19 protein-coding genes are annotated in these 25601 nt (G+C 63.5%); 8 read left to right on the top strand and 11 right to left on the bottom strand.

Annotated elements, in window-relative coordinates; all coding sequences use genetic code 11:
* Window positions 1-68 precede the first annotated feature (68 nt).
* Together ACSQ84_RS01135 and ACSQ84_RS01130 are read right to left on the bottom strand one after the other, a co-directional pair.
* Window positions 69-1769 (bottom strand): methyl-accepting chemotaxis protein, encoded by a 1701-nt coding sequence (locus ACSQ84_RS01135; protein WP_436209809.1) that lies wholly within the window; start codon window positions 1767-1769, stop codon window positions 69-71.
* 48 nt (window positions 1770-1817) lie between these two features.
* On the bottom strand, window positions 1818-2270 hold the full coding sequence (locus ACSQ84_RS01130) for a cache domain-containing protein (protein ID WP_436209808.1): 453 nt from the start codon (window positions 2268-2270) through the stop codon (window positions 1818-1820).
* A gap of 354 nt (window positions 2271-2624) precedes the next feature.
* On the opposite strand from ACSQ84_RS01130, the gene ACSQ84_RS01125 reads away from it, so the two are divergent.
* Both ACSQ84_RS01125 and ACSQ84_RS01120 read left to right on the top strand, forming a co-directional pair.
* Window positions 2625-4376, top strand: a complete 1752-nt coding sequence (locus tag ACSQ84_RS01125) for a methyl-accepting chemotaxis protein (protein ID WP_436209807.1) — start codon at window positions 2625-2627, stop codon at window positions 4374-4376.
* Window positions 4377-4947: 571 nt separating this feature from the next.
* Window positions 4948-5439 carry an RlpA-like double-psi beta-barrel domain-containing protein gene (locus tag ACSQ84_RS01120; protein ID WP_436209806.1) on the top strand — a complete coding sequence of 164 codons (492 nt, stop codon included), beginning with the start codon at window positions 4948-4950 and terminating at the stop codon, window positions 5437-5439.
* A 158-nt stretch (window positions 5440-5597) separates the two neighbouring features.
* Here the strand turns inward: ACSQ84_RS01120 and ACSQ84_RS01115 are convergent, their stop codons facing one another.
* From ACSQ84_RS01115 to hpaR, 8 genes are all read right to left on the bottom strand, one after another.
* On the bottom strand, window positions 5598-6029 hold the full coding sequence (locus ACSQ84_RS01115; RefSeq protein WP_436209805.1) for an MgtC/SapB family protein: 432 nt from the start codon (window positions 6027-6029) through the stop codon (window positions 5598-5600).
* A gap of 430 nt (window positions 6030-6459) precedes the next feature.
* Window positions 6460-7338, bottom strand: coding sequence for a transglutaminase family protein (locus ACSQ84_RS01110; protein WP_436209804.1), 879 nt, complete (start codon window positions 7336-7338; stop codon window positions 6460-6462).
* Window positions 7335-9857, bottom strand: a complete 2523-nt coding sequence (locus tag ACSQ84_RS01105) for a circularly permuted type 2 ATP-grasp protein (RefSeq protein ID WP_436209803.1) — start codon at window positions 9855-9857, stop codon at window positions 7335-7337. Before ACSQ84_RS01105 ends, ACSQ84_RS01110 begins: the two co-directional genes overlap by 4 nt.
* A gap of 23 nt (window positions 9858-9880) precedes the next feature.
* Window positions 9881-13162 carry a DUF2126 domain-containing protein gene (locus tag ACSQ84_RS01100; protein WP_436209802.1) on the bottom strand — a complete coding sequence of 1094 codons (3282 nt, stop codon included), beginning with the start codon at window positions 13160-13162 and terminating at the stop codon, window positions 9881-9883.
* Window positions 13163-13379: 217 nt separating this feature from the next.
* On the bottom strand, window positions 13380-14903 hold the full coding sequence (locus tag ACSQ84_RS01095) for a UxaA family hydrolase (RefSeq protein ID WP_436209801.1): 1524 nt from the start codon (window positions 14901-14903) through the stop codon (window positions 13380-13382).
* 143 nt (window positions 14904-15046) lie between these two features.
* On the bottom strand, window positions 15047-15826 hold the full coding sequence (locus tag ACSQ84_RS01090) for an HpcH/HpaI aldolase family protein (RefSeq protein WP_436209800.1): 780 nt from the start codon (window positions 15824-15826) through the stop codon (window positions 15047-15049).
* 69 nt (window positions 15827-15895) lie between these two features.
* A complete protein-coding gene (locus tag ACSQ84_RS01085; protein ID WP_436209799.1) occupies window positions 15896-16981 on the bottom strand; it encodes a malate/lactate/ureidoglycolate dehydrogenase in 1086 nt (361 codons plus the stop codon).
* 211 nt (window positions 16982-17192) lie between these two features.
* Complete coding sequence (hpaR, locus tag ACSQ84_RS01080) at window positions 17193-17723, bottom strand: homoprotocatechuate degradation operon regulator HpaR (RefSeq protein WP_436211138.1); 531 nt, start codon at window positions 17721-17723, stop codon at window positions 17193-17195.
* A 134-nt stretch (window positions 17724-17857) separates the two neighbouring features.
* Here hpaR and hpaH point away from each other — a divergent pair, with 134 nt between their 5' ends.
* The 6 genes from hpaH to ACSQ84_RS01050 all read left to right on the top strand — a co-directional run bounded on the left by hpaH (window position 17858) and on the right by ACSQ84_RS01050 (window position 24244).
* A complete protein-coding gene (hpaH, locus tag ACSQ84_RS01075) occupies window positions 17858-18664 on the top strand; it encodes a 2-oxo-hept-4-ene-1,7-dioate hydratase (protein ID WP_436209798.1) in 807 nt (268 codons plus the stop codon).
* A gap of 30 nt (window positions 18665-18694) precedes the next feature.
* Window positions 18695-19093 carry a 5-carboxymethyl-2-hydroxymuconate Delta-isomerase gene (locus tag ACSQ84_RS01070; protein ID WP_436209797.1) on the top strand — a complete coding sequence of 133 codons (399 nt, stop codon included), beginning with the start codon at window positions 18695-18697 and terminating at the stop codon, window positions 19091-19093.
* Entirely contained in the window at window positions 19086-20621 is a 1536-nt protein-coding gene (hpaE, locus tag ACSQ84_RS01065; protein WP_436209796.1) for a 5-carboxymethyl-2-hydroxymuconate semialdehyde dehydrogenase, read from the top strand. Before ACSQ84_RS01070 ends, hpaE begins: the two co-directional genes overlap by 8 nt.
* Window positions 20622-20725: 104 nt before the next feature.
* Window positions 20726-21709, top strand: a complete 984-nt coding sequence (hpaD, locus tag ACSQ84_RS01060) for a 3,4-dihydroxyphenylacetate 2,3-dioxygenase (RefSeq protein ID WP_436209795.1) — start codon at window positions 20726-20728, stop codon at window positions 21707-21709.
* A gap of 9 nt (window positions 21710-21718) precedes the next feature.
* The gene (locus ACSQ84_RS01055; RefSeq protein ID WP_436209794.1) at window positions 21719-22588 is read left to right on the top strand and encodes a fumarylacetoacetate hydrolase family protein; all 870 of its coding nucleotides are present in this window, start codon (window positions 21719-21721) and stop codon (window positions 22586-22588) included.
* Between the two features lie 27 nt (window positions 22589-22615).
* Window positions 22616-24244: a thiamine pyrophosphate-dependent enzyme gene (locus tag ACSQ84_RS01050; RefSeq protein WP_436209793.1), complete on the top strand. Its 1629-nt coding sequence runs from the start codon at window positions 22616-22618 to the stop codon at window positions 24242-24244.
* 101 nt (window positions 24245-24345) lie between these two features.
* On the opposite strand, the gene ACSQ84_RS01045 is transcribed toward ACSQ84_RS01050, so the two are convergent.
* Window positions 24346-25584 carry an MFS transporter gene (locus tag ACSQ84_RS01045; RefSeq protein ID WP_436209792.1) on the bottom strand — a complete coding sequence of 413 codons (1239 nt, stop codon included), beginning with the start codon at window positions 25582-25584 and terminating at the stop codon, window positions 24346-24348.
* Between the last annotated feature and the right edge of the window lie 17 nt (window positions 25585-25601).

Genomic DNA, 25601 nt, shown 5'->3' with positions numbered 1-25601 from the left:
GCAACTCCAGGCCCGGCAGCGCCTGAATCCGCCGCCGGTCGCAGAGCAGACTATCACCGGAAGGCGTCCTACGCAGCCCGAACGGTGGCGAGAAATTTGACCACTTCGGTCTTCAGACGCTTGTTTTCGCTGGCGAGCATCTGCGCCGATGCAAGCACCTGCGAAGACGCCGTGCCGGTATCGCCGGCGCTGCGATTGACGTCCGCGATGCTGGTTGCGACCTGTGTGGAGCCGACGGCGGCCTGCTGCACGTTGCGGGCGATTTCCTGGGTGGCGGCGCCCTGCTGCTCGATCGCAGCGGCGATCGCCGCGGCGATTTCGGAAACCCGTCCGATCGTGCCGCTGATCTCCTTGATGGCGACCACCGAATCCTGGGTTGCCGCCTGCATGCCGGCAATCTGCATCGAGATCTCGCTGGTAGCCTTGGCGGTCTGCGCCGCCAGCGCCTTGACCTCCTGCGCCACCACCGCAAAACCCCGCCCGGCCTCGCCGGCGCGCGCGGCCTCGATGGTGGCGTTCAGCGCCAGCAGGTTGGTCTGCTCCGCGATCGTGGTGATCAACTGGGTGACGTCGCCGATGCGGTTTGCCGCCAGCGACAATTCGGCGATCCGCGCGTCGGTCTTCTGCGCCTGATCGACCGCCTCGTTGGCGATCCGGTTGGAAGCCGCCACCTGGCGTCCGATTTCGTTGATGGAGCTGGCCATTTCCTCGGTCGCAGAAGCGACCGATTGCACGTTGGTGGAGGTCTCTTCCGACGCCGTCGCGACCACCGTGCTGAGCTGCTGGGTTGCCGCGCTGCTCCCGTTCAGGACGCCCGCGGAATTTTCCAGCTCGCTGGAGGCCGAACTGACGTTGTCGATGATATTGCCGACCGCGGTTTCGAAGCTTTCCGCCAGATCGTGCAGTTCGGTACGGCGGGTCGTCTGCTGCGCGCGATGCTCTTGCTCACGCTCGGCGGTCTCACGTTCCGCCTTGGCGACGGCCTGCACCTTGAATTCCTGCACCGCGTGGGCCATCTGGCCGACTTCGTCGCGGCGCTCGAGGCCCGGCAGCTTGACGTCGAAATTGCCGGCTGCGAGTTCGCGCATCGCCCGCGACATCGCCACCACCGGGCGGGAAATGCTCCGGCCGATCAGGAATGAAACGACGATCCCGGCGAAAGCCACCACCAGCAGCACGACCATGAGCGTCAACTGCTGCTGCTCGAGGTTCATGCCCGCACGCGCGATTTCCCGATCCTTGCTCTCGCTGCTGCGCGTGATCAAATCGTCGGTCAGCTTCTCGATGTCGGCGAAATTCCGCTCCGCGCCCTTGATGAACATCAGCGCCGATCCGGTATCGCCGTCGGCCATTTCGATCGCGTTCTTCGATTGCTTGAGATAGCCGGCGACGGCGGTTTTCAGCTTTTCAATACCATCCGATTTGACCCCGCCCTGGGCGCTTTCGACCGCCTTTAGCGCTTCAGTGATCTTTGCGGCGGCATCGGAGGCTTCCTTGACGATGGCCGCGACCTTTTTGGCATCGGTTTCGTTGGCCGCGGTTGCCGCCAGGCGGTACAGCTTGGCGTGCGCCATCCAGGTTATGGTGGTGAGGTCGCTCGCCAGTTCGGATTGCCGCATCGGCCCGGAGACCAGTGCGTCGACCGCGGTCTGGTTCGACCGCAATGCCTGCAAGGCATAGGCGCCGACGCCGACCAGGACCAGGATCAGGAACGTCGGCGCGAGTTGTACTTTCCAGGACAGCCCGATATTTTTGATCCAGCCGAGCATATCACCCCTTCGCTGCGACGATCTTGAGCGCCACCGGTTGTCGCGGCGTCAGAGCTTGTAGATGCCGGCGCATACGGCGGTGTTTTCCAGCTTCTCGCAGTACATCTGCTTCGGCTCGACCTTCTTGCTCACCGGATTGACGAACTTGTAGTCCTGCCAGAACGAAGGCTGCTTGGCCGCCAATTCGACGCGCTCCTTGACGTAGAGCTTGCCGTCCACGTCCTGCGCATCGCTCATGTCCTTGCCGACGAATTTCGGGTTCGAGCCGTGCGCCAGCACCTTGCCGTCGAGTTGATAGACGACGACGTACAAGTCGCGATCGATGAATTTGGCATCCTTACCGGTAAATTCGGGATAGGCCTTGTCGGGGCTCTGCTCCTTAATGAACGCGACCGCCTTTTTGACCATCGCGACGGCGTCATCCTTGCTGGCGCCATCGGCGGCCATCGCGGCGCCGGCGGAAACGAGCGTGGCAACAAGGGCTGAAATCAACGGCTTCATGAAGCAAATATTCACCTTACTATCTCCCCGATTAGTTGGTTCGGCAGGCGGTCCACAACCGCGGCCCTCAAGGCTCGCAGAAAAGAGCGAACCAAGGGTTAAATTGCCTATCCGTAGTGCAACTGACCCCAAAAGCGGCCGTTCACGGGCAGTACTGGCATGCCAGGCGCGCTCCCCAGGTCCGGGGTCGCGCCTGAGTTCCACCGTGAGGAACATTCTGATCATATGGTTTTCTTATAAATTTCTTCTAAAAATTGCAGACACATGAATCTCGCGCGTTAAGGAACCCTCCACTAAAATTCGAGATAATTTGTCGATGGCCGACGGTGCTCACGGCCCTACAGGAGTGCCGCCATGGCCGAAATCGCGAAATCCCCCAGTGTCAATTCCGTCCGCGGCATGGCGTCACGCCTCTCGCTCGCCGCCAAGCTGTATTCGATCTTTGCGTTGTTCGCGGTTCTGGTCGCCGCCATCACCGCATTGTCCGATTACAACACGCGCCAGAATGCAGCGCTGACGGAAGCCGTCGCCACGGCAAGCCGCGCCGCGCTCAACGTCGAGCGCGTCAATTCGCTGGTCTACGCGGTGGTGATGGAGTCCCGCGGCGTCTACATGTCGAGCGAGCCCGCCGTCGTGAAGAAGTACGGCGACGGATTGCTCAAGTTCAACGAGAGCATTCTCGAAGTCGTCAGGAACTGGCAGGCGCTGGTCCAGGCCGACGATTCAGAGCAGTTCGCCACCTTCAAGAAGCGCATCGAACAATTCATCGACTTCCGCAAGGAACTGGTTCGCCGCGGCGTCGAAATCGGCGCCGCCGCCGGCCGCGAATGGGGCGACAATGACGGCAATCGCCAGGTGCGCTCGGCCCTGAACAAGGACCTCGAAGCGCTTTCCAGGGTCTACGCCGAGCGCAGCAGGAGGCTGGCGCAGCAGGCCGAGGCCAACCACACGATGGCCTTTGTGCTGACCGGCCTCGGCGTTCTTGCGATCATCGTGGTCATCATCGGCGTGCTGATCATTTCCCGTTCGGTGGCCCGTCCGCTGTCCGTCATCACCGACACCATCAAGCGCGTCGCCGACGGCGCCGAAGGCGTCGAGGTCCCGCACGCCCATCGTGGCGACGAGATCGGCGCGCTGGCGCGCGCCATCAAGATTTTCCAGGCGGCGATGGATCGCAACCGCAACCTCAATTCGCAGGTGCTGGAGGATTCCAGAGCCCGCGAACAACGCACAAAACAAATCGAAGCCGCGGTGGACGCCTTCCGTGAAGCGATCGGCGGCGTGCTGCGCGCCGTCACCGACAACGCGACGTCGATGCGCGGCACCGCCGAGACCATAGCCAGCGTGGCGTCGGACGCCAGCGGACGCGCGGTTGTGGCATCGGGTGCCACCGAACAGGCTTCAAGCAACGTTTCCGCAGTCGCCAGCGCCGCCGAAGAGCTGTCCGCTTCCGTCGAGGAGATCGGCCGGCAGGTCCGCCAGTCCGCCAGCGCGGTCGAACAGGCCGGCCTGCGCACCGAAAAATCCGTCACCGAGATCGAAGGGCTGGCGGCCGCAACGCAACGCATCGACGGCGTGCTCAGCCTGATCCAGGCGATCGCCGAGCAAACCAACCTGCTGGCGCTGAACGCGACGATCGAGGCGGCACGCGCCGGCGATGCCGGCCGCGGCTTCGCCGTCGTCGCCCACGAAGTCAAGGCGCTGGCCGAGCAGACCGCCAAGGCGACCGCCGAGATCGGCCAGAACGTCGGCCTGATCCAGAGCTCGACCAGGAATTCGGTGGATGCCGTCCGCGAAATCGGCAACGCGGTGCGCGAGATCAACGACGTGACATCGGCCATTGCCGGCGCCATCGAGCAGCAGGATCTCGCCACCCGCGAAATCTCGCAGAACGCGCAGCTGGCAGCGCAAGGCAACGGCACGCTGGTGGTCAATATCGGCTCGCTCAGCGACGCCATGGGCAAGACCAGCACCGCCGCGGCTTCCGTGCTCACGGCCTCCAGCGATCTCACGGCCACTGCGGAAACGCTCTCGCGCGAAGTCGAAACATTCTTCCGCAATCTGCGCGCCGACCCGGTCGATGGGATGAAGCGGACGGGGACCTAGCGCGAGCCCGTGTGATTTCGCGAAGCCGGTGCCTATCGCCGGCACGCGTGGCTACGGCGGATTTGGTTTGCCGAATGCGATGTCTGCTCGAGAAGGTAAAGCAGGCATCGCAATTGTCGGCGCCCAAGTCCGAAGTTAATCCCAACGCAAACATTCAGCGCATTGCTATGTTGTTGCTGTCGTAAGCGGCGGAAGATATTCGACTGTCGACATCCCTTGCTGGCACTTCTCGGACCTGACGCATCTGCTCGACGATATGTCAGCTGACCGGCAAGAGGCGAAGTTCGCGGCGCGCTGTCAAAGACTGAGTGGTCATCGCTCAGATGCTGGTTCCTGATTACGCCCCAACCATGAACGCTTGTTCAGTCATTTTGCTGACGCAATTTCTGTCTTAGTCGATGAGAACTAAGAACACCTGTGCGGACCACTGCGGTTCCCACAACGGTTCCGTCGCCAGGGCAGGCACGAATCCGCAAATACTTGGCGCGAGTCGATAACGCATCCGCGTTCGCTTGACCGTGTTTTGCGGCGTCGGGAACCGAACCATCCATAAATCAATCGAGGAGTTATAATGTTGTGTCGCTCGAGCGCCGCGATTTGCGGCGCCCTGGTTATGTTTGTCATTTCTGTTTCCGTTGCTCGAAGTGAAGCCGTTGCAGTTCATTCAAGCGCCGTCGTCAATGCCGCTTCCGGGGATGCGATCGTTGGCGCAGCATCCACGTACAATCCGTTCCGGCCCGGATGGCGGGAGGGCGGCCCGAACACAGCCTCCGGCGAGCGCTATGATGCCTCGGTCTGGGCGGCTGCCATCAAGACGACCTTGCGCCAGAAATTTGGTGGCGTCCGATATGGCGCAAGGCCGAAATATGCCCTCGTTGAAGCAGTCGGCAAGAAGGTCATCGTCAAGATAAATGACGTGGGGCCACTGACGCCTGGCCGCATCATTGACCTCAATGAGCGGGCGATGCGCCATTTCGATCCGAGCCTGCAGCGCGGGGTGATTCATGGCGTAACAGTCAAGCCGCTGTCCGGCGACTATTGGGTCCCCGGACCGGTTGGCTGAACATCGCAGGCGAAAGAAAATCGCGAACGGCCGCGGGAGCGCCTCGATGGCGTTCCCGCCCACGTGGAAACGAATCCCGCAACCACGAGGGGGACGACCATGATCAGCAATGAAATGATTGAAGCGAAGCTGTTGGCTCGCAAAGGCGAGAAGAGCGGTTACGATTCGAATTTCTCCTTCTTCTTACCCATGTGGGGGATGCGAGGTATGATGAGCATCGCCAGGGTCGATACCGTCGCAATAGCCGAGTAGCCGAACCCGATCGCCATCCCGATCGCGCCGGCAGCCCAGAGGCTCGCGGCAGTGGTGAGGTTCTTGACGCTCACACCTTCCTTGATGATGAGGCCCGCACCCAGAAAGCCGATTCCAGAGACGATCTGTGCCGCGATGCGCGATTTCGAGGCCGGATCGACCGTCATCGACATGAAGGTGAAGAGCATTGCCCCCACGATGACGAGCGTGTGTGTGCTGATTCCAGCATCCTTCCCGCGCGATTCCCGCTCAGCTCCGACGGCGAAGCCGAGCGTCATCGCGAGCAACAGGTCGAGGGTGTATTCGATTTCAACGGGGCCGATAATGGAATCCAGCATGCGACCAAAACTCAGCCGAGGGGTATGAGTTCCGTGAAAAAGCCAGGCAGCATCTGTCACGAGTGATTTTGTCGCAGGATCGTCTTTCAATCGCTGTGTTCCCTGCGCTATGACAAGTTCCCGTCATTTACAGCACGCGAGTCTGTCAAGTGGTGCAGTTACGACGCCGCGCGTATGCCTGCTCCTTGCCACTTCCGGACACGGCACGGCGTCCGACTTGAGTCCGTGCGCAGACAACTTCAAGTTTATAGGCTTTTGTCCGAGTCTGGAGCGGGATGAAATCAGGTCAGGACCGTGACGACGTAACATTACTTCTCGTGTCCGGACGCATCGCGGCACCCGTGTAGCAAGCCGGGGCCCGTATCTTTGCATGGGGTTGTTTTCGCGATTTTGTCCAAGCTGTGCTGGACAGCGGCGAGAAGGCGCTGGCCTATTCCACCGGCAGCACATCCACGGCGACCGCGAGTTTCTGCTTGCGGGAGCCGACGATGATGCCATCGACCGGCGAGACGTCGGAGAAGTCGCGCCCGACCGCCAGGTTGATGTGGTCGTTCTCGACCAGGAGGTCGTTGGTCGGATCGAACCCGATCCAGCCGATCTCGGCGCCGCACCACACCGAGACCCAGGCGTGGGTGGCGTCGGCACCCTGCAGACGCGGCTGGCCCGCCGGCGGGTAGGTGCGCAGGTAGCCGCTGACATAGGCCGCCGGCAGCCCGAGGCCGCGAAGGCCTGCGATCATCACATGGGCAAAATCCTGGCAGACGCCGTGGCGCTTCTCGAACACTTCCTTGAGCGGCGTCGAGATCACGGTGGCTTTTGGATCGTATTTGAACTCGCGGCGGATGCGATGCATGAGGTCGACGGCGCCAACGAGTATGCCCTTCCCTTGCGGAAAGCTTGCCGCGGCGTAAGCCGTGACCGGCTGCAACACCGGCACCAGCGAACTCGCAAACACATAGCCGATGGGCGAGGCCGGACCGAGGCTGGAGGCTTCAAAGGCGACGTCGCGGACGCTTTCCCATGATGGGCTCGGCGCCGTGCGGCCAAGCGCCTGCCGCGCTACCTGCACCCGCGACCTGGAATCGATCCGCAAGCTGCGATGCGCGGTCTCGATCAGCACGCTCTCGGTGTGGGTTCCGAAGAAATCGCGGCGTATCGTGCGTTCCGCCGGCTTGGGCCGGATCTCGACGGAATGCGAGACCAGTTGCTGGCCATCGCCGCTGCGCGGCTCCAGCCGCAGCGAGCAGCGCGCAAAGCTCACCGCGCTCTCATAGCTATAGGTCGTGACGTGCCGGATATCGTAGATCACGCGAGGCCCGTCAGCTTCTCCGGCCGGCTCGCATTGGGTCCGTGCGGGAAATAATGCAGCCCGATGGCGTCGGCGAGATTGAGCAAATCCTGCTCCAGCGCGAACAGAGTTTTGACATCCAGGCTAGAGGCTTCCGCTGTCGTCAGCATCGCCTGCAGCGCCACCGCCAGCCGCTGCGGCCGCTCGATCAGACCGTGCTCCTTGAGGCTCGGAAGGCTCGCAATGTGCTCATTGAGCGCCGCCACCTGGAAGGCGACCGAGCGCGGATTGTAGGGGTCGAGCACCGCCAGATCGCGCACCGGCGCCAGCGCCGGCCCGACCAGATAGCGCGAGCGGTAGGTGATCTGGCAATCGACCAGCGTCAGCAGAACGTCGAGGTCCTCGTCGCCGGCTTCGTCATAGGCGAACTGGCGGGCGAACCGCGCGGTGTTGATGGCGCGCTCGGCGCGGCGGCCCATTTCGAGGAAGCGCCAGCCGGCGGCACGGTTCATGTTCTCCTGCGCGAGCCCTGCGAAGCTCGCGAGTTCCTGCAAGCTCAGTTCGGCCGCGCTGAGCACGAAGTCGTCATCGTCGGCCTCGACGCTGAGGCGTTCGACCATCTCGGTGATGACCTGCCAGGCGTCGGGCGAGAGTCGCTCCCGCAATGAGGTCGCGGTGCGCTGGGCCGATCGCAGCAGCGACAGCGCCGAGCCGAACTTTTCCGGGCTCTGCAATGCCTCGGCGGCGACTTTGGCGGAATTGGCCCGGCTCGTCTGCGAAGTCGCGCCCCAGGCCACCAGCAGCCGCTGGATGCGCTCGACTGAGGGCAGCGCGGTCGATGCACCGGCTGGTGCGCCCTTGCCGGTATCGCGCATCGGCGCGCCGAGCGCGCGGATCAGCCGCAGCGTCGCTTCGGCGCGCTCAAGATAGCGCCCGAGCCAGAACAGATTATCCGCCGCGCGGCTCGGTACCACGCCGGCGATACGCCTGATCCGCACCGTGTCCGCCGCCGGCAGCAGCGTCGAAGCCGGGATCGCCTTGTCGGACACTACCCAGACGTCGGCCGACCGCGCGCCGTCGCCCATCGATACGGCACGGGCATCCGGTTGGTCGGCGATGCGGCAGAAGCCGCCGGGCAGGATGGTCCAGCCGTTCGGCGTGGCGGCGGCAAACACCCGCAGCACGAACGGACGCGGCGTGATCCGGCCGTTCTCCCAAGTGGGCGTCGTCGACAGCCGCACCAACTCCTGGCCGACAAAGTCGATGCCGCGGTCGGAGATGGCGCTCTTGAGCCGCTCGCGCTCGGGCGACGAGAGTTCGCCCGCAAGCACAGGTCCATTGCCCGGAAAACCCGGCACGGCCCGGCCATAGGCGCCCTCGATCGCGAAATCGTCGAGCCGCGACAGCACTTCCTCGCGCGCCGATTTCTGGCCGCACCACCAGGTCGCGATGTGCGGCATCAGCAAGTCCTCGCTGAGCAAGCGGCGGCACAAATTGGGCAGGAAGCCAAGCAGCGCCCGCGCCTCCAGCACGCCGGACCCCGGCATGTTGGCGACCACGACGCCGTTTTTGCGCAGCACGTCGATCAGACCGGGCACGCCGAGATGCGAGGACGCATCGAGTTCCAGCGGATCGAGGAAATTGGAATCGACCCGGCGCAGCAGCACATCGAGCCGCTTCAACCCGGCGACCGTGCGGATATGGATGCGGTCGCCGCTGACGGCGAGGTCGTCGCCCTCGACCAGCAGGAAGCCGAGATAGCGCGCGATCGTCGCATGTTCGAAATAGGTCTCGTTGAAGGCGCCCGGCGTCAGCAATCCGATCCGCGGCTCATCACGGTCGGCGCTGGCGCGCAGCGCGTCGCGGAATGCCTCGAAGAACGGCGCGACGCGTTCGACGTTCATCGACTTGTAGAGATTGGAAAAGGCGCGCGACAGCACCAGACGGTTTTCCAACGCGTAACCGGCCCCTGACGGCGCCTGGGTACGGTCGCTGAGCACCCACCAGCGTCCATCCGGACCGCGGCCGACATCGGCGGCATAGAGATGCAGGTAACGGCCGCCCGGCGGCTTGATGCCGCTGACCGCGCGCAGATATTCGTTGCTGCCGGCAATCGCCGCCGCCGGCACTGCGCCGTCCGCCACCAGGCGGCCCTCGCCATAGAGATCGCGCAGCACCATTTCGAGCAACTGCGCGCGCTGGGCGATCCCCGCGGTCAGTTGCTGCCAGTCGGTCTCGTCGATGATGAGCGGCAGATGGCTCAGCGGCCATAACCGGTCGGCGGTCTCGCCCGGCGCGCGATAGGTGACGCCGGCCTCCCGCAAATGGCGGTCCGCGGAGGCGAATCGGCGTTCGATGTCGGCAGGCGAAAGCGCTGCAAAGGCGTCGAAGAACCGGGCCCAGGCTGGCCGGGGCGCGCCGTCCTGCCCGATATATTCATCGGGAATTCCGGGCAGCCGCGCATAATCGCGCGTCCATTGCGCCATCCGGCGCTGGCCCGGACGGGCTTTGTTATCCTGACTGCCGGCTTGCCCCGCCATCCGACTCTCCGATCTGGGCATCCTTAGTGCAGGAGCGGCGTCCTCAAGTCGAGCGTCAAGGGAAATTCAATTGTGCGTTCCTCGGGCGGCGGTTCGATCCTGCCCGGGGTGTGGCCGTGGTCCTGAAACCGGGCCAGCCGCCGCGCCTCGGCTTCATAGGAATTGACCGGCTTGGTGTCATAGCTGCGGCCACCGGGGTGGGCGACATGGTAGACGCAGCCGCCGAGCGAGCGGCCGTTCCAGGTATCAATTAAATCAAATGTCAGGGGCGCGTGGACCGGAATGGTCGGATGCAGCCCCGACGCCGGCTGCCAGGCCTTGAAGCGGACGCCGGCAACGGCCTCGCCGGCACGGCCGGTCGCCGTCATCGGCACCCGCCGGCCGTTGCAGGTGACGACGTGGCGGCCTTCGACGAAGCCCGACGCCTTGATCTGCAACCGCTCCACCGACGAATCGACGTAGCGCACGGTGCCTCCGGCCGAGCCTTCTTCACCCAGCACATGCCAGGGTTCCAGCGCCTGCCGCACCTCCAGCGAAACGCCACCGTGATTGACCCGGCCGAACACCGGAAAACGAAACTCGAGCTGCGCCGAATACCATTCCGGCGAGAATTCGTAGCCGAATTGCTTGAGTTCTTCGAGCACGCCCAGAAAATCTTCCCAGAGGAAATGCGGCAGCATGAAGCGATCGTGCAGCGTGGTGCCCCAGCGCACAAATTGGCCCTGTTGCGGCTCGCGCCACATTTTGGCGATCAGCGCCCGGATCAAGAGTTGCTGCGCCAGCGACATCCGCGGATCGGGCGGCATTTCCAGCGCGCGAAACTCGACCAGCCCCAGACGGCCGGTCGGGCTATCAGGCGAATAGAGTTTGTCGATGCAGATTTCGGCGCGATGGGTATTGCCGGTGATGTCGACGAGGATGTGGCGGAACAGCCGGTCGACCAGCCACAGCGGCGCCTCGATGCCGGGCGGCGGCACGTGGGCCAGCGCAATCTCGAGTTCATAGAGCCCGTCATGCCGCGCCTCGTCGATGCGCGGCGCCTGGCTGGTCGGGCCGATGAACATGCCCGAGAACAGATACGACAGCGAGGGATGACGCTGCCAGTACAGGACCAGACTCTTCAACAAATCGGGCCGGCGCAGGAACGGCGAGTCCTGCGGCGTGCTGCCGCCGACCACGACGTGATTGCCGCCGCCGGTGCCGGTGTGGCGGCCGTCGACCAAAAAACGGTTGGCGCCGAGGCGGGTCTTTGCGGCGTCCTCGTAAAGCCCGAAGGTGATGTCGACCGCCTCGCGCCAGCTCTGCGCCGGCTGGATGTTGATCTCGATGACGCCGGGGTCGGGCGTCACCTTGATGACTTCGACGCGCGGATCATAAGGCGGCGAATAGCCCTCGACATGGACCTGCAGCTGCAGCTCTTCGGCCGTGGCTTCGACCGCCGTGATCAGTTCCAGATAATCTTCCAGTTTCTCGACCGGCGGCATGAAGGCGCACAGGATGCCGTCGCGGATTTCGATCGACATCGCCGTGCGCACGGGCTCGAGTTTTGGCTTCTCCTTCTCCTTGGCCTTGGTGTCTTCCGTCTTGGTGTCCGCGTCGGAAACGACCAGTTCGTCGCGCGGCTCCATCGGATCCTGCTCGACGATGTAGGGATATTCCTCCGGCGGAATGTGCTCCAGCGAAGCGATCGGCAGCCGCAGCCCGAGCGGGGAATCGCCCGGAAACAGGAACAGATGGCCGCGCTTCACTTTCCAGCGTTCGCTGCGCCAGCGCCCGGGATGCGGCTTTGCCGCGGCATTCCAGCGCTGGATCGGCAGGACAAAACCTTTGGGTTTGTTCAGCCCTGAATCGAACACCCGCGCCATCCGCAAGCGCTCTTCCGGATCGGCCAGTTTGGAGTCGGTCGGATCGACATTGCCCGGCAGCGCCGCTTCCTTTTGAATCCAGTGCGCGGGATCCTCGAATGCGGGCAGCACATATTCAGGACCCAGCCCGAGCTTCTTCGCGGTGCCTTCGGCAAAATGCTCGGCGTCGGCGATGTCGGCCTTGCGCGGGTTCTCGATGTTCGCGATCAGGTCGGCGTTCTTCCAGATCGGTACGCCGTCCTTGCGCCAATAGAGCCCGAACGCCCAGCGCGGCAGGCTCTCGCCGGGATACCATTTGCCCTGCCCGTAATGCAGCAGGCCGCCGGGTGCAAAACGCGCGCGCAATTTGCGGATCAAATCGTCGGCGAGCGTGCGCTTGGTCGGGCCGACCGCGGCGATATTCCATTCCGGCGATTCCAGATCGTCGACCGAAACGAACGTCGGCTCGCCGCCCATCGTCAGCCGCACGTCGTCTTTCCTCAGATCGGCATCGACCGCCTCGCCGAGCCTGTCGAGACGCGACCAGGATTCGTCGGAGAACGGCCGCGTGATCCGCGGCGTCTCGCGGATGCGCTTGACGCTCATCTCGAAGCCGAACTCGACATTGGCAAAGCCGGCGCTGCCCGAGATCGGCGCTGCCGAACGATAGTGCGGCGTGGCAGCGACGGGAATGTGCCCCTCGCCGGTCAGCATGCCCGAGGTGACGTCGAAGCCGATCCAGCCCGCGCCGGGCAGATAGACCTCGGCCCAGGCGTGCAGATCGGTGAAATCGCTTTCGACCTCGCGCGGACCTTCGACCGGATCGATGTCAGGCCGCAACTGAATGAGATAACCGGAGACGAAGCGCGCCGCGAGCCCAAGATGCCGGAAAATCTGGATCAAGAGCCAGGCGGAGTCGCGGCACGAGCCGGAGCCGGAAGCTAGCGTCTCCTCCGGCGTCTGGATGCCCGGCTCCATGCGAATGACGTAACCGATTTTCTTCTGCAGCCGTGCGTTGAGGTCGACCAGGAAGTTGACCGTGCTGTCGGCCTGGCGCGGGATGTCCTTCAGATAAGCATCGAACAGCGGACCATGCTCTGATGTCGCCAGATACGGCGCCAGCTCGGTCTTGAGATCGTCGGTGTACTGAAACGGAAAAGCGGTGGCGTAGGGTTCGACAAAGAAATCGAACGGATTGACCACGGTCATCTGCGCCGAGAAATCGACCTCGATCTTTAGCTCGCTCGCCTTCTCCGGGAAGACGAATCGCGCCAGCCAGTTGCCTTGCGGATCCTGCTGCCAGTTCACGAAGTGATTTGAAGGCGTGACCTTGAGCGAATAACTCAGGACCGGCGTGCGCGTATGCGGCGCCGGCCGCAGGCGTACGGTTTGAGGCCCGATGTCGATCGGTCGGTCGTATTTGTAGTGGGTGACGTGATGTAGTGCGACGAAGATCGACACGGACGGGCTACTCCAGCAGCTTTTTTAAGCAGAACACTGGTTCCGGTATGGATCAAGCACTAACAACGGGCAGGCGTTGCCTACTCGGCGGGCGAAAGCGCCGCCACCGTCATTGCGAGGAGCAAAGCGACGACGCAATCCATGGTTCCGCATGCGGCGCTATGGATTGCTTCGCTTCGCTCGCAATGACGTCAGAAGGTCCCTGCCTTACCCTCTCTCACATCGTCGCCCCAAGCACCCATGGCGCAAACTCCGCGCCGCCGAAGTCAAAGCTCTCGCTCTTGGTCGGCTGGCCCGATGCGGTCTTCAGCATCAGTTCGAAGATGCGCTGGCCGCATTGCTGCACGGTCTCCTGGCCGTCGAGAATGGTGCCGCAATTGACGTCCATGTCATCTTCCATACGGGTGTACATCGGCGTGTTGGTCGCCAGCTTGATCGAGGGCGCGGGCTTGCAGCCGAACACGCTGCCGCGGCCGGTGGTGAAGCAAACCAGATTGGCGCCGCCCGCGACTTGTCCGGTCGCCGCAACGGGGTCGTAGCCGGGCGTGTCCATAAAGACAAAACCCTTCTTGGTGACGGGCTCGGCATAGTTGAGCACGTCGACCAGATTGGTGGTGCCGGCCTTGGCCATCGCGCCCAGCGACTTCTCAAGAATCGTGGTGAGGCCGCCGGCCTTGTTGCCGGGGCTCGGATTGGCGTTCATCTCGGCGCCTTCCCGCGCCGTGTATTCGTCCCACCAGCGCATCAGGCCGACGAGCTTTTCGCCGACCTCGCGGCTAACCGCGCGGCGGGTCAGGAGATGTTCGGCGCCGTAGGTTTCGGGCGTCTCCGACAGGATCACGGTGCCGCCATGGCGCACCAGCAGATCGCTCGCCGCACCCAGCGCCGGATTGGCCGAGACGCCGGAGTAACCGTCGGAGCCGCCGCATTGCAGCGCCACCGTCAATTCGCTCGCCGGCACCGGCTCGCGCTTTACCTTGTTGGCGTCCGTCAGCGCCTCGCGCACGAAGGCGACGCCGGCCTCCACTGTCTTACGCGTGCCGCCGACTTCCTGGATGTCCATCGCGCGCAGGCGGCCCGCGAGTTTTTGTTCCTGCATCAAGCCGCCGATCTGATTGACCTCGCAGCCGAGGCCCAGCACGACAACGGCCGAGAAATTCGCATGCCGCGCATAACCGCCGAGCGTCCGCCGCAGCAGCGCCAGCGGCTCGTCCTGCGTCATACCGCAGCCGGTCTTGTGGGTCAGCGCGACCACGCCGTCGACATTGGGAAAATCCGCCAGCGGATTGTCGCCGCTGAACGGGTTCTTCTTGAAGATGTCGGCGACCATGCCGGCGACATGCGCGCTGCAATTCACCGAGGTGAGAATGCCGATATAGTTGCGGGTCGCGACGCGCCCATCGGAACGGCGAATGCCCTCGAAGGTCGCAGGCAAATCGAAATTCGGCGTCGGCTTAACATCGACGCCGAACGCGTAATCCTTGGCGAAATCGCCCATGCCGCAATTCTGGGTGTGGACGTGCTGGCCGGGCGCAATGGGAATCGTCGCAAAGCCGATGATCTGGCCGTAGCGCCGCACCGGCTCGCCGGTCGCGATCGGCTTGATCGCGACCTTGTGACCGGCGGGAATCCGCTCGACCGTGGTGACGCCGTCAGCCACGACCATGCCCGCAGGCAGGCTCGAGCGTGCGATCAGCACGCCATCATCGGGGTGCAGGCGGATGACGGGGGCTGGGGCCATGACAGGTCTCCTGGCTATCTAAAAACGACCATGCCCCGGATTGCTGAACAGCCATCCGGGGCCAACGTCTTACCACACAAAACGGTCCCGGCTCTGCGGTGCACCGCTAAAGCAGCGCTGCACCGCGTCCGGGATCCCAGAACTTACGCCTTGCCGGCGGAATCCTTGCGGGTCTGGTTCACCTGCATCTTGGCATAGGTCATCATCAGGCCGCTCTCGTTCGACAGCGTCACCAGCTTGAAGCCCATGTTGATCGCACGCACCGCGCCCTCGGCGCCCGAGCAGTGGATGCCGGGGTGAAGGCCGCGCTTGCCACATTCCTTGACGATCTTCTCATAGATCTTGAGGATTTCCGGCTCGTCGCGGTCGAGCTTCGGCACCAGGCCGTAGGAGAAGCCGAGATCGGAGGGGCCGATATAGACGCCGTTGATGCCCTCGACATCGAGGATGGCTTCCATGTTCTCGACCGCGGTCTTGGTTTCCATCATCGGCAGCAGCACGATCTCGTCATTGGCGGTCTGCTGATAGGTGCCGGCCGAGCCGTACATGCCGGAGCGGATCGGGCCGTTGGAGCGCGTGCCCTTCGGCGGATATTTCGCGTACTGAACCAGGTTCCTGGCTTCTTCCGGCGTGTTGATCATCGGGCAGATCACGCCATAGGCGCCACCGTCGAGCACCTTGCCGATGACGCCGGGCTCGTTCCAGGGAACGCGAACCATCGGCGTCACGGGATGACCGTTCATCGCCTGGAAACACTGCACCATCGACATATAATCCTGCACGCCGTGTTGCATATCCACGGTGACGCTGTCGAAGCCGCACTGCGCGATGACTTCGGCCGAAAACCCTGACGGGATAGCCAGCCAGGCGTTGACGACGGCCTTGCCCGAAGCCCAGACTTTCTTGACGTTGTTGGTAGTCATTGATCGCGTTTCCTTTTGTGGTCGTTGCAACCGGTTTGAGATTTCAAGTGTTGGATTTCGGTTGGCCGCCTAGCTCACGGCCCGCTGGATACTGCCTTCGCTGACACCGACCTCGCGGGCGGTGTTGACGATCGCTGCCCAGGTATCGTCCGGCAGCGGCACACCATTTCTGGTGCGGTCGGCACGCATTTTCTTCTCGGGATCGCCGGGGATCAGCACAGCGTCAACACCTGAGACCGGCTTGGTCGCCCGGATGAAGTCGACGTAGCGCGAGATTTCGCCGTCGAAGAAATTGCTGGTGTCGATCACCTTCGGATCGATATAGATCGCGAGCATACCGTTGGCGAATTGCCGGTGCGCCGAAGTGGCACCAGTGCCGGTCAATGCGCCGCCGAGCAGTTCGCAGATGAACGCGAGCCCCGAGCCTTTGTGCTCGCCGAAAGCGCGGATCGCGCCGGTGCCCTTGGTGTGATCGCGCGGCCCCTCCGCGCTGTGCGGCCCATAGAGCACGGCCGGATCCTCGCTCAGCGTGCCGTCGGCATCGACCAGGGCGCCGACTGGCAATTTCTTGCCGCCGCGGCTTGCGACCAGCACCTTGCCTTCGGCGACGACCGAGGTCGCAAAATCGAGCACGATCGGATCCTGCCCCTTTCGCGGAATGCCGACGCAATAGGGCGCGGTCGACAGCCGCTTCTCGACGCCGCCATAGGGCGCCACCAGCAGCGAACCGGCGGCGTTGACGAAATGCACGGATACCAGGCCTTCGGCGGCGGCCATCTCCGCCCAGTCGCCGACGCGGCCGATATGGCCGGCGTTGCGCAGCGCGATTGCGGCAAGCCCCGCCTTCTTGCATTTCTCGATACCGATCCGCACCGCCTGCGGCGTCACGGTCTGTCCGTATCCGAACTTGCCGTCGATGACAGCGAGCGAGGGTGTATCGACCACGACGTCTACGGTCTGGTCGGGAACCACCGTGCCCATTTTCCGCCAGTTGACATACAGCGGCACCCGGATCACGCCATGGCTGTCATGACCGGTGAGATTGGCTGTCGTCAGATAGGTCGCAATCCGCCTTGCTTCTTCCGGCGACGATTTCGAGCGCGAAAAAATCTCGGCAACGAAATCGATCAAATTGCTGACTTGGATAGTGACCATGTCTGGAGTTCAGCCTGCTCTTCGCCTCCGGTCCAGCCGCATCATCCCGCGACGAAACCGCCAGCTCCCGCGCCGGTTTTCGCGACCGGCTTGGCCGCACTTTGAGCGAAAAATCGCACGCGTGTCTATGGCCTCGGCCGCTATCCGGCGATGATTGCAATCATTTGCCGGCCGCTATGCGTAGCGCCGGTAGCATCATGCAAATTTGTGCTCACTCCTCGCCCTCGCCGCTTCCCTCGCCTGCCACTTCCATCGCCGAGAGGCTGCGTTCCAGCACGCCCAGCATGTCCTGCAATTCGGCAAGCTTGCGCGCGCCATAGCGGCTGGTGATTTCGGCGTAGATCGCTTCCGAGGTCGGCGCCACCGCCTCGATCAATTTCAATCCCTTGGCTGTTATCGACACCACGGCGCGCCGCAAATCGGCCTTCGCGGTGCGGCGCTCGATCAAATGGCGCGCTTCGAGGTCACGCAGGATGCGCGACAGGCTTGGTCCGAGCAGAAACGCGACGCGCGCGAGTTCAGTAACTTCAATGGCGTCCACCGTCGTCAGCGCGCGCAGGATCCGCCACTGCTGTTCGGTCAGGCCGTGATTGCGCAGGGAGGGGCGGAACTGCCGCATCACGGCTTCGCGGGCGCGCAGCAGCGACATCGGCAACGAGCGCGAGAAATCGCGCATCGGCGCGGGGCGCGCCGTCTCGGCTGCTTCCGCTCCGGGTTCAGTCTGTGATTTCTTCCGCGCCATCCGTCGATCGTCCGCCATCAGTAATGCTGATCAAAGGGAATAAAGTTTTGCGGTGCAGCAAGCATAAATTCGGTTTGATCGATTTCACTTAACATGTTAATCATCTCCCGGCACCAACTTTTTGCTGAGAGCATATGCCCCTTTCCAACGACCAAATCCGCAGCTGCGCCGAGCGGCTGGATCATGCGGAAAAGACCCGCACGCAAATCCGGCAGCTTTCGCTCGAGCACCCCGGCATTTCAATCGCGGATGCCTACGCGATTCAGAAGGCGTGGGTCGAGATAAAGATCGCGCAAGGCCGCATCGTCAAGGGCCACAAGATAGGCCTGACTTCGAAGGCGATGCAGAGCGCGCTCAATATCGATGAGCCTGATTCCGGCGTCCTGCTCGACGACATGTTCTTTGCCGATGGCGGCCTCGTGCCGACGGACCGCTTCATCGCCACCCGCGTCGAGGCCGAACTGGCGTTCGTGATGAAGACGCGGCTTTCAGGTCCCGACTGCACGATGTTCGACGTGCTCAACGCCACCGACTTCGTGGTGCCGGCGCTGGAGATTTTGGACACGCGCGTCGAGCGCGTCGACCCGCAAACCAAAGCGACGCGCAAGATCTTCGACACCGTGGCCGACAACGCCGCCAATGCCGGCATCGTGCTCGGCGGCCGGCCGATCCGCCCGATGGACGCCGACCTGCGCTGGATCGGCGCGCTGTGCTTTCGCAACGGCCAATTGGAAGAGACCGGGCTTGCCGCCGCCGTGCTCAACCATCCCGCAACTTCCGTGGCGTGGCTTGCCAACAAAATCGCGCCCAATGGATTGGCGCTGGAGGCCGGTCAGGTGGTGCTGGCGGGATCATTCATTCGCCCGATCGAAACCCGCAAAGGCGACACGATCCAGGCCGACTATGGCCCCTACGGCTCAGTAAGCTGCTACTTCGCTTGATGCTTGCGCGGGAACTGCTGGAGGACCGACATGCCGCATTTCACGATCGAATACTCCGCCAATCTGGACGCGCGCGTCGATATGGGCCTCGTCGTGGAACTGATGCGCAAGGCCGCCGTTGAAACCGGCATCTTCCCGCTCGGCGGCATCCGCGTCCGCGCGATCAGATGCGAGCATTACGCGATGGCAGACGGCAAGCCGAATTACGGCTTCCTCGACATGATACTACGGCTCGGCGAAGGCCGCGATCTCGCGACACGCCAGAAGGCCGGCGAGCACATTTTCAAGGCGCTGTCGGCCCATCTTGATCCGGTATTCACTGAGACCAAATTCGCGTTGTCGTTCGATATGCAGGTCAACGACAAGGACACCAGCTGGAAGCGCAACAACATCCACGAAGCTTTGAAGGCGGAGGCGGTCAATGGATAAGGTCACCCCGAAGGACGTGTTTCAGGCCAATCGCGACCGCGCCGCGCCCCTGCTCGCCAAACTGAAGGCCGAGGGCATCGGGCACATGATCGACGGCAAGGTCGTGCCATCGATCTCTGGGCGGACGTTCGAGACAAAATCTCCTATCGATGGCGCGGTGCTGGCATCGGTCGCGCGCGGTAATGCCGAGGATATCGACCGCGCCGCCACTGCAGCGTCCGTCGCTTTCAAATCCTGGCGCGACATGCCGGCGACAATGCGCAAGAAGCTGCTGCATCGCGTGGCCGACGCCATCGAGGATCGCGCCGACGATATCGCGGTGCTCGAATGCATCGACACCGGACAGGCCCATCGCTTCATGGCCAAGGCGGCGATCCGCGCCGCGGAGAATTTCCGCTTCTTTGCTGATAAATGCGCCGAAGCCCGGGACGGCCTCAACACCCCGAGCGAAGAGCACTGGAACATCTCGACGAGGGTACCGATCGGTCCGGTCGGCGTGATCACGCCGTGGAACACGCCGTTCATGCTGTCGACCTGGAAGATCGCGCCTGCGCTCGCCGCCGGCTGCACGGTCGTGCACAAGCCCGCCGAATGGTCACCGGTGACGGCCGATCTGCTGGCCAAATTGGTCAAGCAAGCGGGTGTGCCCGATGGCGTGCTCAACACCGTGCACGGCATCGGCGAAGAGGCCGGCAAAGCACTGACCGAGCATCCCGCGATCAAGGCGATCGGCTTTGTCGGCGAGAGTTCGACGGGTTCGGCGATCATGGCGCAGGGCGCGCCGACCTTGAAGCGTGTGCATTTCGAACTCGGCGGCAAGAATCCCGTGATCGTGTTCGACGACGCCGATCTGGACCGCGCACTTGATGCCGTCGTATTCATGATCTACTCGCTCAATGGCGAGCGCTGCACCTCGTCAAGCCGGCTCTTGGTCCAGCAGGGCATCGCGGAAAAATTCATCGAGAAGCTGACGGCGCGGGTGAAGGCGCTGAAGGTCGGCCATCCCCTCGACCCCGTCACCGAAATCGGTCCCCTGATCCACGAGCGGCATCTTGCGAAAGTCTGCAGCTACTTTGATGTCGCGCAGGAGGACGGTGCGACCATTGCGGTCGGCGGCAAGCCGCACGATGGTCCCGGCGGCGGGCATTACGTGCAGCCGACACTGGTCACCGGCGCACACTCGAAAATGCGGGTCGCGCAGGAAGAGGTGTTCGGCCCGTTCCTGACCGTGATCCCCTTCAAGGACGAGAAGGACGCGATCGAGATCGCCAACGGCGTGCAGTACGGCCTGACCGGCTACGTCTGGACCGGCGACATGGGCCGCGCGCTGCGCGTCGCCGACGAACTGGAAGCCGGCATGATCTGGCTCAATTCCGAAAACGTCCGCCATCTGCCGACGCCGTTCGGCGGCATGAAATCGTCCGGCATCGGCCGCGACGGCGGCGATTACTCGTTCGACGTCTACATGGAAACCAAACACGTCTCGCTGGCGCGCGGAACGCACAAGATTCAGAGATTGGGAGTTTAGGATTCACCGTCATTCCGGGGCGCGAAGCGAACCCGGAATCTCGAGATTCCGGGTCTGGTGCTAACGCACCATCCCGGAATGACGAAGCCAACTGGGAAAACGCCATGCCGGTACCAACACACGTCTTCGATCCGCCGTTCAACATCATCCGCTCCAGCCACGCCGTGCTCGACGTGACGGATTTGAACGCCAGCAGCGACTTCTACGAAAAGACCGTCGGGCTCCATGTCGAGGACCGTGACGACAGGGCGGTCTACTTACGCGGCGCCGAGGAGCATCAACATCACTCGCTGGTGCTGCGCAAGGCGCCCACCGCCGCCTGCAACCGGCTCGGCTTCAAGGTCGGCAATGATGGCGATCTCGACAAGGCCGCGGCTTTCTTTTCCGAGAACGGCATCACTTACGGCTTCGCCGAACAGCCGTTCCAGGGCCGCACGCTGCATTTCACCGATCCCTTCGGCTTTCAGATCGAACTCTATGCCTCGATGGAAAAGCGCCCGCATCTGTTGCGGCGCTACGACCTCTACAAGGGCTGCCATCCGCAGCGGCTCGATCATTTCAACGTGTTCGCCGCCGAGGTGCAGGGCACCGTCGATTTCTACGCGCGGCTGGGTTTCCGGCTGACCGAATATGGCGAGGAGGACGGACCGAACGGACGCATCGCGGCGGCCTGGATGCACCGCAAGGGCAATGTGCACGATTTCGCCATCACCAACGGCAAGGGCCCTCGCCTGCACCATTTTGCTTATTGGGTGCCGACGGCGATGAACGTGCTGCATCTCTGCGACGTGATGGCTTCCAGCGGGTTCCTTAAAAATATCGAGCGCGGCCCCGGCCGCCACGGCATCTCGAACGCGTTCTTCCTCTATATCAGAGACCCCGACGGCCACCGCCTCGAACTCTACACCAGCGATTATTTCACCGGCGACCACGACCACGAGCCGCTGCGCTGGTCGCTAAAAGACCCGCGCCGGCAAACGCTGTGGGGCGCACCGGCGCCGCGCTCCTGGTTCGAGCAGGGCTCGCCGTTCACAGGACAGGCGGTGCGCGAACCGGCGTTTGTCGCCGACGTCACGATCGCGGATTAGGATGCCCAGATGACTCAGCCTCGCCTCGCGACCTATTCGATCGGCGGCGTCACCAAATACGGTGCCGTCACCGATACCGGCATCATCGACCTCTCGGCGCGCTTCGGACAAGATTACCCGACGCTGCGCGAAGCCATCGCTGCCGGCGCATTGACAAGACTTGCCGAGGACGCCGCCAAGCGCTCGCCGGATCATGCGCTCGACGCCATCACATGGCAGCCGCCGATCCCGACGCCGGAAAAGATCATCTGCATCGGCGTCAACTATCCGGACCGCAACGCCGAGTACAAGGACGGCCAGGACGCACCGAAATTTCCCAGCATGTTCATGCGCACGCCGCGCTCCTTTGTCGGGCACAACGCACCGCTAATCCGGCCGCGCGCGTCGGCGCAGCTCGATTATGAGGGCGAACTGGTGCTCGTGATCGGCAAGGCCGGCCGCCACATCCAGGAAGGTGCTGCGCTGGACCACATCGCGGCAGTCACGCTTTGCAATGAAGGCACCATCCGCGACTGGGTGCGGCACGCGAAGTTCAACGTCACCCAGGGCAAGAATTTTGACTCGACCGGCAGCCTTGGCCCTTGGCTGGTCCCCTACACCAGTGAAGCGCAGATCGCGGACGTTCGCCTGACGACAAAGGTCAACGGCGAGACGCGGCAGGACGACCGCACCTCGCGGCTGATCTTCGGCTTCCGCTATCTCCTCAACTACATCTCGACCTTCACCACGCTGGTGCCCGGCGACGTCATCGTGACGGGAACGCCGACCGGGGCCGGCGCCCGGTTCGATCCGCCGCGCTACCTCAAGCCCGGCGACGTCATCGAGGTCGAAGCCGAGGGTGTCGGGATGCTGCGTAATGGCGTGGCCGACGAAGCCTGATCAATCCCTGAATGATGGAATGGTGACATGACTTCAACTTCCGGCGGCGAAGCGATCGTCAACGGACTCGTCGCGCACGGCGTCGATACCGTGTTCGGCCTGCCCGGCGCGCAGATCTACGGCCTATTCGACGCCTTCCATCAGGCGCAATTGAAAGTGATCGGCGCACGGCACGAGCAGGCCTGCGGCTACATGGCCTTTGGCTATGCGCGCGCGAGCGGCAAGCCCGGCGTGTTCAGCGTGGTGCCCGGCCCCGGCGTGCTCAACGCAAGTGCCGCGCTGCTGACGGCGCTCGGGTGTAACGAGCCGGTGCTGTGCCTGACCGGTCAGGTGCCGACGGCGTTCCTCGGCAAGGGCCGCGGTCATCTGCACGAGATGCCGGACCAGCTCGCGACATTGCGAACCTTCGTGAAATGGGCTGATAGAATCGAGTATCCTGACGAAGCGCCGACAAAAGTCTCGCGCGCGTTCCAGGAATTGTTGTCGGGACGCCGCGGCCCGGTTTCGCTGGAAATGCCGTGGGACGTGTTCACGCAGCGCGCGCAGATCGCAACCTCCACGCCGTTCGATCCCTTCCCGGCCCCGCAGCCCGATCCTGACCGCATCAAAGCGGCAGCTGCTCTGGTATCCGGCAGCAAGCGGCCGATGATCTTTGTCGGCAGCGGCGCGATCCACGCGCGCGAGGAAATCCTCGAACTCGCTGAAATGATCGATGCGCCCGTGGTGGCGTTTCGCAGCGGCCGCGGCATCGTCTCCAACGCCCACGAACTCGGGCTGACGATGGCGGCGGCCTACAAATTGTGGCCGCAGACGGATTTGATGATCGGTATCGGGACACGCATAGAATTGCCGGCCTCGGGTTTTCGATGGCCGTTCCAGCCGGCGGGCCTGAAGTCGGTTCGTATCGACATCGATCCGTCGGAAATGCGGCGGCTAACGCCGGACGCCGCCGTGGTCGCCGACGCCAAGGCCGGCACGGCCGATCTGGTCGCGGCGGTGAAAAAGGCCGGTTACAGCAGGACCAGCGGCAGGCGTTCCGCGATCCGCGAAGCCACGGCCGCGGCGCATCAGGAGATCCAGAAGGTTCAGCCGCAGATGGCCTATCTGAACATCCTGCGCGAGGTGCTGCCGCCGAATGCCATCGTCACCGATGAACTATCGCAGGTCGGCTTTGCTTCCTGGTACGGTTTTCCTGTCTATGAACCGCGCACGTTCATTACCTCAGGCTATCAGGGCACGCTCGGCTCGGGATTCCCGACTGCGCTCGGCGCCAAGGTCGCGCATCCTGACCGGCCGGTGGTTGCGATCACCGGCGACGGCGGCTTCATGTTCGGCGTACAGGAATTGTCGACCGCCGTGCAGTTCAAGATCGGCGTGGTGACGCTGGTCTTCAACAACAACGCCTACGGCAATGTGCGGCGCGACCAGCGCGAGCGCTTCGACGGCCGCGTGGTGGCGTCCGATCTGGTCAATCCGGATTTCGTAAAACTCGCGGAATCCTTCGGCGTTGGTGCCGCGCGCGTTACCTCGCCCGATCACTTTCGTCCGGCGCTGGAAAAGGCGCTGGCCGATGGCGGGCCTTACGTGATTTCGGTGGAAGTGCCGACCGACTCCGAAGTCAGCCCGTGGACATTTATTCATCCAGCGAAGCCGTGATTTTTTCACCGTCATTCCGGGGCGCGCGATAGCGCGAACCCGGAATCTCGAGATTCCGGGTCTGGTCCTTCGGACCATCCCGGAATGACGACGGATAGAGCTTAAGCCCTTCTCTCCTGCAGACTTCGCTGCATCCGCGACGCTGCGAGCACCACCAGGCCCGTGCCCGCAACCGCCCAGCAGGCGACTGGCGCCCAGTGCAGCAGCGGCGCGTATTCCGGCAGCTTCTGCAGGCCGCCGGCGACCGCCGCCATCCGCGCAAAGGTCGCCAGCGCCAGCGCTGAAAACACCAGCCCGATCACCTTGCCCTCGGCGCCGGTGTCCCCGATCGCCAGCGCTGCCGATACCGCGCTCATCAGCATGCACCCCCAGGCCGCGCCGGCGACGAACTGCGCGACAATGAGGACGTTGAGACTGCCCGACAGCTCGGCGGCGAGCACCGCCAGCGCGCCAAACAGGCCTGCGGCCCCCATCACGATCAGCCCGCCGCGATGCTTGACCACGACGCTCGCCGGAAACATCGCGATATTGAAGCCGATCCAGAACACCGGCAGAAGCCACTGAAGTTGATCGGCCGTCGTGAACCGTAGAAAGAACGATGAACTGTTGAGGCTGAAATGCAGCTGATAGCCGAGCGACAGGATCATCATCGACGCAATGAAGAACATTGGGATCGTGCTGAGCGCTTTTGCCGGCACAGCGGGCGCGCTCGGGGCGGGTGCCTGCGCGGCGGCGTCCCGCTCCACCTTCGACAGCGCCAGCGTGGTGAGCAGCAGCACGGCGCCCGATAACAGGAACGGAATCCGAGGGTCATGGTTGCGCAGCACCGTGCCGAGATAGGGCGAGATCGCGCCGGCCAGGCCGTAACCCAGCATCGCCAGCGCCGCCAGGAGCGGCACCTGTGACCGCGCGCGGTGCTTGCCGAGCAGCGTCAGCGGCGGCGCGCGCAACGCCGACGAGGTCACGACCCAGATCACGATCAGCACGATGAACCAGGCTTGCGCGCCCGGACCCGTGCCGGCCACGAACGGCAGCGCGACAAAGGCCGCGCAGGAGATCGCGGTCAGGATGCCGACGAAGACGCCGAGCCGGCCGATAAAGGGCGCGATCCTGTCGGCCGCAATTCCCATCGCGGTGTCGGTGATGGTGAAGATGGCCTGATCGAGCATCAGGATGAAGATCACCATGCCAGGTGCGATTCCGACTTGGGCCGCGAGCTTCGGCAAATAGATGACGTAAGTGGTCCAGCCCAGCGTGAAGATCAGTTGCAGCACGGCCAGGTAAATGCCGGTGCGGCTGGCGCCGGCGCCGCTGTCAGCCTTTACGTCTGTGCTGGTCATATCCCGCTCCCCGCCCG

This window comes from Bradyrhizobium sp. LjRoot220 (assembly GCF_964252915.1).
GTDB lineage: Bacteria > Pseudomonadota > Alphaproteobacteria > Rhizobiales > Xanthobacteraceae > Bradyrhizobium.
This window is presented reverse-complemented; position numbering and strand designations above follow the sequence as displayed.